We start from the raw sequence: 12,274 nt of genomic DNA, 5'->3' as shown, positions 1-12,274 counted from the left end.
GATCGACGATCCCACGAGCCGTCCTCACTGCCGTTCGCGAAGACGCGTCCGGATCAGGTCCTCGAGGTCGTCGCGCAGTTCGTCGACCGCGATCTCCTCGAGGACCGGCACGAAGAAGCCCTCGACGAGCATGTTGCGCGCGGATCGCGGATCGATGCCACGGGAGGTCATGTACAGCAGGTCCTCCCGGTCGATCTGGCCGACCGTCGCCGAGTGGCTGGCCTCGGTGTCGTGGTTGTTGATGATCAGCTTCGGCGAGGCGTCGGCCTCGGACTCGTCGCTTAACATCAGCGTGTTCTCGCGCTGGTAGGAGCTGGTGTCCCACGCGTCCGGGCCGACGTCCTGGACGCCCTCGTAGACCGATCGGGCGACGTCGTCGGTGACGCCGCGCGTGACGAGGTCCGCCGTCGTGTGCTCCGCACGATGCCAGACCTTCGCGTCGAGGTCGAAGTGCTGATCGTTGTGACCGTAGAAGGCCCCGACGATCTGCGTCTCGGAGCTGTCGCCGCTGAGCGTCGTCGACACTTCGGTCTTGGTCAGTTGGGTGCCGAGGTTGGTCTCGATCCAGTCGATCGTCGCGTAGGTGTCGGCCTCACCGCGCTTGACGGTGAAGTTGTAGGCGTCCTCCGAGAGATTTTGCAGGCTTCCGTACTGGACGCGGCTGTTTTCGCCGGCGGCTACTTCGACGATGCCGCTGTAGTACTGCTCCTCGGCTTCCTCGCCCGTGGCCTGACGCTCGAGGATCGTGACCGAGGACGACTCCTCGGTGACGACGAGCGTGTAGTTGAACAGCGATCGGGAGTTCTGCTCGGTTCGGATGGTGACGTCCTCGGCGTCGACGCCTTCGGGGACGTAGACGACGGTTCCGGTGCTAAACAGCGCGGTGGAGAGGGCCGTCAGGTAGTTCTCCTGGGGGTCCACGACGGAGCCGAACTGCTCCTGCAGAAGCGCCTCGTGCTCCTGGACCGCCTCGCTCCAGGGAAGGACCTCGGCGTCCTCGGGTCCGAACTGGTCCTTGTCTTCGGCGGCGTTCAGCGGATCGACGAGCGACTCGAAGTCCAGATCGTGGAGGTTCGTCCAGTCGCGACCCGGCGTCCGGATGACGTCGGGCATGTCCAGATCCTCGAGCGCCTCGAGCGCTTCGAGGCGGATTTCGAGGAGCCAGTCGGGTTCGTCGAGGTTCCCGCTGATTTCGCGGACCTGTTCTTCCGTCAGATTGGCGTGTACCTGCGTGCTCATATTATCCGAGGCTACCTTCCATCTCGAGTTCGATGAGGCGGTTGAGTTCGACCGCGTACTCGATCGGCAGTTCCTCCGTGATCGGCTCGATGAAGCCGGCGACGATCATCTTCTTGGCGTCGTCGTCGTCCAGTCCGCGCGACTGGAGGTAGAAGATGTCCTCGTCGCCGATCTTGCCGACGGTCGCCTCGTGGGCGACGTCGACCTTCGACTCCTCGATCTCCATGTACGGCATGGTGTCCGACGTGGACTCGTTGTCGAACATCAGCGCGTCGCACTCGACCGCAGTGCTCGAGTTCTCGGCACCGTCGGCGATGTGGACGAGGCCGCGGTAGTTAGTGCGGCCGCCGTCCTTGGAGATCGACTTGGACTCGATGGTCGAACTCGTGTTCGGCGCGTTGTGGTACACCTTCGCACCGGTGTCGATGTCCTGACCCTCGCCCGCGAAGGCGATCGTGATGTGGGTGTCGGTCGCGCCGCGACCCTTGAGGATCGAGCACGGGTAGAGCATGGTCGCTTTCGAGCCCATGCTGCCGGAGACCCACTCCATCGTACCGTTTTCCTCGACGATGGCGCGCTTGGTGTTGAGGTTGTAGGTGTTCTTCGACCAGTTCTGGACCGTGGAGTACTGGACGTGAGCGTCTTCGCCCACGAAGACCTCGACGCCGCCGGAGTGGAGGTTGTGGGTGCCGTACTTGGGCGCGGAACAGCCCTCGATGTAGTGGACTTCCGACCCCTCCTCGGCGATGATCAGCGTGTGCTCGAACTGGCCCATCCCCTCGGAGTTCATCCGGAAGTAGGCCTGGACGGGCATCTCGACGGTGACGCCCTCGGGGACGTAGACGAACGACCCGCCGGACCAGACGGCCCCGTGCAGCGCCGCGAACTTGTTGTCGCTCGGCGGCACGCAGGTCGTCATGAAGTGCTCTTTGACGAGTTCGGGGTGCTCCTGGACCGCGCGGTCCATGTTCATGAAGATGACACCCTTCTCCTCCCACTGCTCTTGCATGTTCTGGTAGACGACCTCCGACTCGTACTGGGCACCGACGCCGGAGAGGGCGTTCTTCTCCGCCTCCGGAATGCCGAGTTTGTCGAAGGTGTCTTTGATCTCGTCGGGCAGTTCCGTCCAGTCGTCGACGCCTTCGCGCTTGTCGACGTCGGGACGGATGTACGGGACGATTTCTTCTACGTCCAGCCCGGAGAGATCGGGCATGCCGGGCCAGCCCGAGGGCATCGGCATGTTCTGGTACTGCTGGAGCGCGCGCAGGCGGCGCTCGAGCATCCAGTCGGGCTCGTCCTTGTCCTCGGAGATCATGCGGATGATCTCCTCGGTCAGGCCCTTGTCGGATTTCACCGCGGCGTTCTGTTCTTTCTTGAACTCGAACCGCGCTTCGGTGTCGGTGTCTTTGAGGTGGTCTTGTTCGGAACTCATAATTTGATTGTGTATATGGTTACGGCTGTAGGGTTATTACCGTTGTTCTAGCCGTATTCGGTTACGCGGTGCCGTAGGCCTCTTCGCGGACCCAGTCGTACCCCTCGTCTTCGAGCGCCTCGGCGAGTTCGGGACCGCCGCTCTTCGCGATCTTTCCGTCGAGCATCACGTGGACGTGATCGGGTTCGACGTAATCGAGAATGCGCTGATAGTGGGTGATCTGGAGGATCCCCGTGCCCTGCTCGTCGCGCAGCGCGTTGATGCCGTTCGAGACGTCCTGCAGCCGATCGATGTCGAGCCCGGAGTCGATCTCGTCGAGAACGGCGATCGAAGGTTCGAGGATGGCCGCCTGCAGCACTTCGTTCTGCTTCTTCTCGCCGCCGGAGAAGCCGGCGTTGAGGTATCGCTGGGCGAACTTCTCGTCCATGTCCAGTTGCTCCATCTTCTCCTGGAGGATTCCTTGGAACTCGGCGACGCCGATCTCGCCCTCGTCCGCGGGGCCTTCCATCGGCGAGGTCTCGAAGCCTGCTTCGTCTTCCTCCGCCGCTTCGTCTTCCTCCTCGTCCTCGAAGAGTTCTTCGCGCTCCTCGATCTTGGCGTTGAGCGCCGTCCGGAGGAAGTTGGTCATCGTGACGCCCTCGATCTCGGCGGGGTACTGGAAGCCGAGGAAGACGCCGAGTGCCGCGCGCTCGTTGGGTTCGAGGTCGAGCAGGTCCCAGGTGCGCTGGTCCTCGTCGATCTCGATATCGTCGCCGAACTCGTCTTCCTCGATGTGAATCAGGACTTCACCCTCGGTGACCTCGTAGGCCGGGTGGCCGGCGATGACCTTCGCGGTCGTCGACTTCCCCGACCCGTTCGGTCCCATCAGGGCGTGGATCTCGCCGGACTCGACCTCGAGATCGACTCCGTCGAGAATCTTCTCGCCGCCCTCCGCTACTTCCGCGTGCAGGTTGGTTAGTTCGAGACGTGCCATAGTACTCTGTCGTCTGAACGGTGGGTCGTATGACTGATAACGGTTTCGTATCCAATTGGATACGGTTTTGCAATGATAAAATAATTTTCCGAATCATAAATCGACGTTGAACAGGGCCGAGGATATTGTACGGTGAATCGGAACGCACGTACGGTACGTTAGGATATACGGATGGTGTAATTTACCCGTATTAAGCTGTGAACGTGCATCTCGAGAGAATCGGGCCGGACCGTTACATGAAACTATCTAGACCGGTTTGCTCCTGGCCACTCTTGACTTCCTCCCACGAGACGTCCAGCGCCTCGAGGATACGCTCGATCGGTCCCTTCAGGGTCTTCTCGAGCATCTTGTCGTAGTCGACCTCGAATTCCTCGGGGACCTGGTCGTCGTACTCGAAGCAGATAACGTCGGGATTTCGTTTGAACGCGCCGTAGAGGGGATCGTGCTGGGGATCGAACCCTTCTTCGGCTTCCATCCGCCGGAAGAACGAGGGGTCGACCCGATCGAGGTAGAGCCGCTTGGGTTTGCTCCCGCGCTGGAAGTTCGTCCCGAGCAACAGGTTCGCGTACTTCGCGCCCCGGACCTGGGCCGTGTCGGTGTCGTAGTTGTCCAGTCGCTTGCCGATGCCGCCGGGGATCCCGATCTCCTCGAGGGAGACCTCGCCCGCGAGAACGTCTTCGATAACCCCGTTGACGTACTCCTTCGCCCCCTCGATGTCGCCCTCCTTGACGATCATCTCGATGACCTGGTGCTGGACCTCCTTCGTGATCGGCGCGATGTCCGAGCGTTTGTACTCGAAACCGGTGATATCGACGTCGTCGACGTCTTTCCCTTCCTTCCAGATGATGTGGCCGGCGTAGCGTTTCTTCGTGCCCGCCTGGAAGAATCGCCGGTAGAGTTTCTCGAACTCGATCTGGAAGCGGTGTTCTTCGGCGTTCAGGTCCTCGCGGGCGAAGTCGTCGTAGCGATCGTTGAGGTACTCCTCGATCTCGAACGATTGCTCGAGTGCCTCCTCTTTCGAGACCTCGGGGCCGAGTTCGAGCATGACCGAGTCGGTGTCACCATACGCTACCTGATAGTCGAGTTCGTTTGCGGCAGTCTCCGTAAATTCGATCACCTCGCGCCCAGTAGCGGTGATTGCAGATGCAGCTTCTTTGTCATATAATCGGAATTGTTCCCATCCCGATACTCCGTACAACGAATTCATGATGACCTTCACCGCCCCTTGCTGGCGATCGTACTGCTCGTACTCGGGGGTCCCGGGCTCGTACTCGTTTCGCAGGTCCTTCTTCTCCTCGCGTTCGGCGAGCAGTTCCGTGATCATCTCGCGCATCACACCGTCGGGTTCCTTGCGGAAGTGGATCGGCTCGGGTTCGGTGGGTGCGATGTAGGTCTCACCGTCGTACTCGTCGGGATCGACTTTCGTCTCGGGCGAGGCGTTGACCGTCGTCATGCACATGGGATACAGCGACTTCAGGTCGAGTACCGTGACGTTCTCCTTGACGCCCGTGATCGGCTCGAACACCGCGCCGCCCTCGTACTCCTCGCCGGCCTCCTGCTGGCCCTTCGAAGGGAGGGCGAACCGGCCGTGTGCCTCGTGGAGGACGTACATGTCGACCGCGTCGCCCGGCGTCGGCGCGTCCTCGAGTTTGCACCCCACGAAGGAGCGCACCTCGTCCCAGAACGGGATGATCTCCTGCTGGCGATCGAGTTCGACGCAGATTTCGACGTCCCGCAGGTTGTACGCGAGCAGTTGCGTGGGATCGTCCTCCCAGAGGTCGCCGATGTCGCCGGTGTACCGCTCTTTCCCCACGCCCAGTTCCGCCTCGCCGACGGCATCCAGCCGGTAGGAATCCAGTTCGGAGAAGACCATCCGCTGGTAGCCATACAGGAGGTCGAAGACGACCCGTCCCTTGATGTCCGGGCCGCCCCAGTTGCTCCGCCAGACCTCGTCGACGCGGGAGAGGCGATCGATCGAGAGATCGTACTCGTGGGGGCCCTGGAGTTCCTCCAGCCGATCGAGGAGGTACGGTGCGTCGAAATCCTCGAAGTTCCAGCCGGTGAGGACGTCCGGATCGGTCTCGTCGTCGATGTACTCGATGAAGGCGTCGAGCATCGCCTCCTCCTCGTCGAACGCCCGGACCTCGTGGTCGAGCGATCCCTCGATCGGCTCGTAGTCCGCGATCTCGGTCGGGATCGGACCGTCGCCGATCGGGGCCTCGTAGAGCCACATGACGTACTCGTCGCGGTACGAGTCGTGGCTGGTGAGACAGACGATCGGTTCCTCGCCGTCCTCCGGGAACCCCGATCGATCGTCGACCTCGATGTCGAACGTACAGACGCGCGGCTCGGCGTGGACGTCGATGGCCTCGACCTCCCCGTGGGGGACGACGAGGGAGTCATCCTCGGCGCGGCGTTCCGGAACGCGGATGCCGCTGCGGACGTCCTTGTCGATCAGGAACCGGTTCGGGAAGAGGATGTCCGCCTCGTAGTGCTCGAACTCGTCGCGCACCTGCCCGACGTCGCGCGGCGTCTGGCCGAAGATCTTGGTCAGTTTCTCGCCACGGATGCTCTCGTAGGGGTCGCCGTTCCTGTCGACGTCGCGGCTGCCGGTGAGTCGATCGTACTCCTCCTCCGGAGGCCGATCGAGCGTGCCCGTCGGCGCGTAGAAGTACGGCCGGAAGCCGACGACCTGGACGTGTTCGAGTTCGCCGTCGGGCGTTCGCCCGAACACGTGCATGATCGGTCGCTCCTCGTCCCCGTAGCCGGCGACGGTGTAATCGACCTGCATGACGGCGAGTTCGACGTCGCCGTCCGCTTCCGGAAGGGTCTCTTCGAGCACGTCGATTACGTCCGCGGCATCGGTGCCGCCGTTGCCGGCGACGGCAACTGCCTCTTCGTCCGGCCGGTCGTCGGACGCCTCAGCAAACTCCGCGAGTCCGGCCTGGCCCGCCTCAGTCATGGTCCCGAGGTTCGAAGTCGGCGAATAAAAACCCCAGTACTCCGATCCGGGCATCGCCGGCCACTGACCGCCAACTACAACGTGATTTTGTGGGGGCAACAAGACATATAATGTGGTAACACTTAACATACAGTCAGGTGATCGAAGTGTCCACCCGTGTGAACGACGACGAGACGACGGACAGTAGCGAACCGCGTAGCGATCTCGACGAGACCGCGACGATCGAATCCTACGAGACGGAAGACGGCATCGTCTTCTACGACGCCGAGAACCCACTTGCCTGGGTAGAGACGTCCCAGACGCTCGCACTCGACGATCTCGCCTGAGCGCTCCCGAGGTCCGAGACGCAGGCACAGGCCGACCCGAACGCGAACCCTTTTGCGGCCGCTTCTCGTCCGGATAGGTGTGCTGTTCGATCGGACCGAGCACGAACCGGAGGAGTACGATCCGGAAGAGGAGTTCAGGGATCCGGACAGCGACTCGTTGACGATCCCCGACGTCTCGCGGGAGCGCGGGGAATCGACCGCCGAGTCGACGTCGGTGTCGATCCCCGACGTCTCGACCGCCGAGACGGACGTTCCGGGAGAACTCCTCGAGCACTTCTGGAGTCTGGTGCTCGTCCTCAACGCGGCGATCCTGGCCGCGTCGCTCGGCCTCCTCTTCCTGTTCTTCGAGGGCCGGACGACCCGCAGTCTCGCCCTGCTCGCTGGTGCCACCACCCTGTCCGTGTTCGCCTACCGCCGGTACCGGGCCTACGAGGCGATGGAGGTCGACGACGGCAAGCCCGAGGCGGCCGAGGACGGGTCCGAAGTGGCGGACGGAACCGAGGCCGACGACGGGACCGGAACGGAAGACGGAGCCGAATCCGAGACCGAAGCAAAGCCCGACGACGTGACGAAATCGGACCCCGGCGACGCGGCGACTGACGCCTCGACGAATACCGGCGGCCGGCCGGACGCGGCACCCGACACCGAGACAGATGCCACGACGAGCGCTGACGGCGACGAAGGGACGACGTGACCGGGCCAGCCGCTCGCTCCGGCCGGTCAGGCGAAACCTAAATGAACGATCATCTATGATTGGCTGATACCGGACGATCGAACCCACCATGAAAACCGTACGCGACGACACCGGCAAACGCTATCTACTGCTCAAGGAATCCGACAGTGCGAGTCTCGTTCGGGATCCGGAAACTGGCAACGAGTGTTACGTCCAGAACGATCGCCTGGAGTCCATCGACGAATCGGCGCTCGAAACCGCCGCCCGAACGGTCAGTACCCCGGTTCGGACGCTCCTGACGAACGTCCACGACGACGAAACGCTCGGACTGCTGGTCGAACTCGACGAACGCGGCCCCCTCGGAATCCGCACGCTCCTCGACGGGTACGACTTCTGCGAGAGCGACCTTCACGGCCGTCTCACGGTGCTCTCGGCTGCCGGTCTCCTCGCGGAAACCGACGTCGCCGGCGAGCGTGGCTACGAACTCACCGAAAAGTGTGAGCGGGCCCTCGACGCGATTCGCACCGCGGACGCGGGGGACGCTACACCGTCCGAAGACCCGTCTATCGATGCCTCCTGATCGGAGTCAGGAATCCCGATCGGAGCCGATCGCGAGTTTGCGACCCACCCTAGTCGGACGCGAGCAGGGCCGACTCCGGTGGCTCGCCGCGATCGAGCTGCGAGCGGTTCGACGTCGCATCTTTCTCGACTCGGACCAGCGAGTCGGCCGCGCCGACGAGTTCCTCGTCGTGGCTGACGACGACGATCTGTTCGACGCCGAGATCGCGCATCGATTCGACCAGTGAGACGAGTTGCGTGACGTGCCCGGAGTCGAGGAAGACGGTCGGCTCGTCCAGGATGAGCGGCGGCATCGGGGCCGTCCCCTCGACGCCCTCGGCGAGCAGCCGGTAGATCGCACACCGCAGACTCAGGTTGAACAGCGCCCGTTCGCCGCCCGACAGCTGTTCCGGTTCGAGGGCTTCGCCGTCCTTCTGGTAGACCGTCAGCCGGTAGTCGCCGTCCAGATCGATCCCCGCGTAGGAGTCGTTCTGGTAGACGAGGTCGAACGTCTCGTTTAGCAGCCGTTCGAGCGTCTCCACGTTGCGCTGGCGCAACTCCGATCGGAGCTCGCCATAGGTCCCCTGTAAGGTCTCCGCCTCCTCGTACAGCGACTCGAGCTTCGCACGGCGGGCGTCGACGGATTCGAGTCGGTCCCGGAGTTCGTCGAGTTCGTCGAGTTCCCGTTCGACCGCGCCGATCGCGTTCCCGAGTTCGTCGCGTTGCTCCTCGAGTTCGGCGAGTTTCTCGTCGACCTTCTCGACGTAGTTCTCCGCGTTCTGTCTGTCGGTCCGTGCCTCCTCGACCCGCTCCTCGTCGAACTCCGACTCGAGGTCGCGCTTGCGCTCGCGTTTCGCCGACAGTCCTTCCCGACGTTCGTCGTTCATCGTCTCCCAGTCCGATCGCCGCTCCCGCAGGCTCTCGATCCGATTCGCCAGTTCGGCTCGCTCGTCGTCGATTTCGGCGATCCGCTCGAGCGTCTCCAGCGTCGCTTTGAGTTCCCCGCGCTCGGTGTTGATCTCGCCGAGTTCGGCCCGCGCGGCGTCGACGTCGTCCTCGAGTTCGTCCGCCTCGGCGCGTTTCGTCTCGGCCTCGGACTCGTACTCGTCGGCCGTCTCGCGCAACTGATCGCGTTTCTCTCGGCGCTCCGCGAGCGCCTCGCGTTTCTCCGCGAGGAGTTGCTCGACGTTGTTTCGGTTGGTCTCGATCCGATCGACCTCCCGTTCCGCCTCGCGAAGGTCTTCGGCCCGATCCAGTCGCTCGTCGAGGTCGTCGCGCTCGGCCTCGAGTTCCTCGCGCCGCTCCTCGAGGGTCGAGCGTTGCGCTCGCTTCTCGTCGAGTACGTCGACGTGTGGCGAGTCCTCGACCGGCTGGCCGCACTCGGGACACTTGCCCTCCTCGAGCAGCGCTTCGGCCTCCTCGATGGCGTTCTCGGCGGCCCTGGCGTCGGCCGTGACGTCGCTGATCTCCTCGGTCAGGTCCTCGCGCTCTCGCTCGAGTGCGGCGACGTGGTCGGCCGCCTCGCCGAACGCGATGGGGGCGTCCTCGAACTTCGCACGTGCGGATTCGAGCCGTTCGTCGAGTTCCTGCAGTTTCTCCTCCCGATCGGCGATCGCCTGCTCGTCGTCCTCGAGTCGACTCTCGAGCGCGTCCGCCTCCTCGCGGGCCTCGTCGGCCTGTGACTCGAGTTCCGTGACCTCCTCGCGAAGCCGATCGACGGTCCCGGTTTTCTCGGTGATCGTCACCCGGACGTCTTCGAGGTCGTCCCGGAGGTCGTCGTCTCGCTCCTCGAGGTCCTCGATCCGGTCCTCGATCGCCTCGTCGTCGGTCTCGTCGAGGTCGACCTCGGCGAGCAGTTCGTCGCGTTCGTCGGCCAGTTCCTCGCGTCGCGCCTCGAGATCACGGATCTCCTCTCGCGCGTCCTCCCGCTTGCGTTCGGTTTCGCTGATCTTCGATCGGAGGTCGTCGATCTCGGCCTCCAGGGTCTCGATCTCCTCGCGGGTTTCCTCGTGGCGCTCGAGGACGTCCTCGGCGGCCTCGAGCGTCGACCGGGCCTGCTCGCGCTGGCTCTCGTAGTGGTCGATTTGCTCGATCGTCTCCCGGCGTCGGGACTCGAGTCCGTTCAGCCGCTCGTGGAGGTCCTTCGCTTCCTTCTCCTCCACCTGCGACCGGAGGTTCTCGAGGACTTCTTGCTGGCCGTCGAGAACCGTCTTCACGCCGAGTCGAGCGTCGCTCGCCCGCTCGCGATACTCCTCGAGCGCACCGAGCTGGAGCAGGTCGTCGATCATGTCCTGGCGATCGCTCGGTGAGGCGTGGATGAGCTTGTTCACCTCGCCCTGTCGAACGTACGCGCAGTTGACGAACGCGTCGGCGTCCATCCGCAGGAGCCGGGTCACCGTCGCGCGCACGTCCCGCGCACCTTCGATCGTCTCCGAGGGCGTCTCGAGGACGCACTTCGTGGTCGCCGCCCGGTCACCGCGCAGTTTGAGGTGGCGTTCGACGTGGTACGCGTGGCCGTCGTGGGTGAACGCGAGTTCGACCTCGGCCGCCTCTTCGCCGATCGTGATGACGTCGTCGAGGGTGCGATCGTCCAGGGCCTTCGAGCCGTAGAGGGCGAAGAAGACCGCCTCGAGCAGCGTCGACTTCCCGCTGCCGTTGACGCCGTGGACGACGGTGACGCCCCGATCGAGCGAGAGGTCGGCCTCGCCGTAGCACTTGAAGTTCCGTAGCCGAATGCGATCGACCCTCACGCGAAATCACCCAGCGACGCGGTGTCGGCGTCGGCAGCGTCGCCGGTGTCGGCGTCGGTAGCGTCAGCGTCGGCGCCGGTAGCGTCGCCGATGTCGGCGTCGTCGGCGTCCGCCGCGTCTGCGGGTGGCTCCGTATCGGCCGTCGAGTCGCTCCCGCCGTCCTCCGCGATCGCGTCGGCGACGGTCGACTTCCCGTCGGTCGTGCGATCGGTCCCGACGGCACCGTCGTCACCAACCGCCGGATCGAACGCCGCGTCGTCGTCCTCGAGCAGGTCGCGGACGCGCCGCTCTACGGTCTCGCGGACGTTCGAGTCCGGAAGATCGTCGTTCCGGACCGCCTCGTCGATGTCGCGGGCGGCGTCGCTGAGCCCCAGTTCGCGGATTCGCTCGCGAACCGCCTCGTCGGGATCGGCGAAACTCACCGTCACCTCGTCCGCGTCGTCGGGGAGGTCCCGGCGATCGTTGACCCGGGCGACGAGCGCGTCCCGATCGAGGGCGAACTCCTCGACCGTCGCGGGCGTGATCGGGGCACCCTCGCCCTCGATCGTCACGATGACGACCGCGTCCTCGAGGTCGTGTTGCCGGACCCGCTCCTGGATCCGATCGATCCCCTCGTTTCCGGCGAGTTCGAGGTCGACGAAGACGAACTCGCGGGTCGCGTCGAGCCCACGGCGGCGGATCGCGACCTCGTCGTCGAAGCTGACGAGGTTGTAGCCGCGGGCCTCGCGTTCGCTCGCGCTCGCGCGTTCGGTCGAGCCGCAGTACGTGACCCACGTGTCCCGTACCTCGGCGGTGCCGGGGTCGTGGTTGTCACCGAGCAGGACGGCGTCGAAGTCGACCGTCGACTCCGCGAGGAGACGGTCGGTGTCCCAGTCGGCGTGGGCGAACGGTTCGAACAGGCCGTGGCCCACGAGGGCGGCGTGGTCGGCCGCGTCGGGTACCGGTTCGAACTCGTACTCGAGGTCCTCCCGTCGCGATCGGGGGACGAAGTCCAGTCCGTAGAACGCGACGTCGTCGATCACGTGCGGGGTCGCACCGAGTCGCGTCGCGAGTCCGAGATCCGCGAAGAGATCCAGCCACTGGGCGTCGCGTTTGCCCTCGTGGTTGCCGACGACGGCGAGAAACGGGATATCCGCGTCGGCGAGCGTCCGGAGAATCTCGACGGTCCCCTGCAGGTCGACCAGTCCCGGCCGCCGATCGTGAAACAGGTCCCCCGCGTGGACCACCGCGTCGACGTCGTCTGCGACCGCGTCGTCGACGACCTGTCGAAACGCCTCGAGAAAGTCCCGGCGTCGATCGGGCGTGTTGTACTGCTGGTACCCGATATGGGTGTCGCCCGTGTGTATCACCCGCGTCATTGG

General features: G+C 64.3%; 9 protein-coding genes. 3 read left to right on the top strand and 6 right to left on the bottom strand.

The features are described from left to right. Positions 1-24: 24 nt before the first annotated feature. The 4 genes from sufD to MUG98_RS01970 form a co-directional block, all read right to left on the bottom strand. Positions 25-1,239, bottom strand: a complete 1,215-nt coding sequence (sufD, locus tag MUG98_RS01985; RefSeq protein ID WP_265110511.1) for a Fe-S cluster assembly protein SufD — start codon at positions 1,237-1,239, stop codon at positions 25-27. A gap of 1 nt (position 1,240) precedes the next feature. Continuing rightward, on the bottom strand, positions 1,241-2,671 hold the full coding sequence (gene sufB, locus MUG98_RS01980) for a Fe-S cluster assembly protein SufB (protein WP_265110510.1): 1,431 nt from the start codon (positions 2,669-2,671) through the stop codon (positions 1,241-1,243). A 61-nt stretch (positions 2,672-2,732) separates the two neighbouring features. Continuing rightward, a complete protein-coding gene (locus tag MUG98_RS01975; RefSeq protein ID WP_265110509.1) occupies positions 2,733-3,644 on the bottom strand; it encodes an ABC transporter ATP-binding protein in 912 nt (303 codons plus the stop codon). A gap of 232 nt (positions 3,645-3,876) precedes the next feature. Beyond that, positions 3,877-6,606: a DNA-directed DNA polymerase gene (locus tag MUG98_RS01970; protein ID WP_265110508.1), complete on the bottom strand. Its 2,730-nt coding sequence runs from the start codon at positions 6,604-6,606 to the stop codon at positions 3,877-3,879. A 137-nt stretch (positions 6,607-6,743) separates the two neighbouring features. On the opposite strand from MUG98_RS01970, the gene MUG98_RS01965 reads away from it, so the two are divergent. From MUG98_RS01965 to MUG98_RS01955, 3 genes are all read left to right on the top strand, one after another. Continuing rightward, a complete protein-coding gene (locus tag MUG98_RS01965) occupies positions 6,744-6,932 on the top strand; it encodes a DUF7331 family protein (RefSeq protein WP_265110507.1) in 189 nt (62 codons plus the stop codon). Between the two features lie 79 nt (positions 6,933-7,011). Beyond that, on the top strand, positions 7,012-7,626 hold the full coding sequence (locus tag MUG98_RS01960) for a DUF7322 domain-containing protein (protein ID WP_265110506.1): 615 nt from the start codon (positions 7,012-7,014) through the stop codon (positions 7,624-7,626). A gap of 88 nt (positions 7,627-7,714) precedes the next feature. Further along, positions 7,715-8,185 carry a DUF7346 family protein gene (locus MUG98_RS01955; RefSeq protein WP_265110505.1) on the top strand — a complete coding sequence of 157 codons (471 nt, stop codon included), beginning with the start codon at positions 7,715-7,717 and terminating at the stop codon, positions 8,183-8,185. A gap of 49 nt (positions 8,186-8,234) precedes the next feature. Here the strand turns inward: MUG98_RS01955 and rad50 are convergent, their stop codons facing one another. Next, positions 8,235-10,913 (bottom strand): DNA double-strand break repair ATPase Rad50, encoded by a 2,679-nt coding sequence (gene rad50, locus MUG98_RS01950; RefSeq protein WP_265110504.1) that lies wholly within the window; start codon positions 10,911-10,913, stop codon positions 8,235-8,237. After that, on the bottom strand, positions 10,910-12,271 hold the full coding sequence (gene mre11, locus MUG98_RS01945) for a DNA double-strand break repair protein Mre11 (RefSeq protein ID WP_265110503.1): 1,362 nt from the start codon (positions 12,269-12,271) through the stop codon (positions 10,910-10,912). The genes rad50 and mre11 overlap by 4 nt, the downstream gene beginning before the upstream one ends. Positions 12,272-12,274: the final 3 nt, after the last annotated feature.

This window comes from Halosolutus halophilus (assembly GCF_022869805.1).
GTDB lineage: Archaea > Halobacteriota > Halobacteria > Halobacteriales > Natrialbaceae > Halosolutus > Halosolutus halophilus.
Note: the sequence above shows the minus strand (reverse complement) of the source record. Positions and strands in the feature narration are given on the sequence as shown.

Excerpts from the sequence above, each read along its gene's own strand:
- MUG98_RS01955 (WP_265110505.1), top strand. The coding sequence starts at position 7,715 with ATGAAAACCGTACGCGACGACACCGGCAAACGCTATCTACTGCTCAAG.
- sufD (WP_265110511.1), bottom strand. The coding sequence starts at position 1,239 with ATGAGCACGCAGGTACACGCCAATCTGACGGAAGAACAGGTCCGCGAA.
- MUG98_RS01975 (WP_265110509.1), bottom strand. The coding sequence starts at position 3,644 with ATGGCACGTCTCGAACTAACCAACCTGCACGCGGAAGTAGCGGAGGGC.
- mre11 (WP_265110503.1), bottom strand. The coding sequence starts at position 12,271 with ATGACGCGGGTGATACACACGGGCGACACCCATATCGGGTACCAGCAG.
- MUG98_RS01970 (WP_265110508.1), bottom strand. The coding sequence starts at position 6,606 with ATGACTGAGGCGGGCCAGGCCGGACTCGCGGAGTTTGCTGAGGCGTCC.
- sufB (WP_265110510.1), bottom strand. The coding sequence starts at position 2,671 with ATGAGTTCCGAACAAGACCACCTCAAAGACACCGACACCGAAGCGCGG.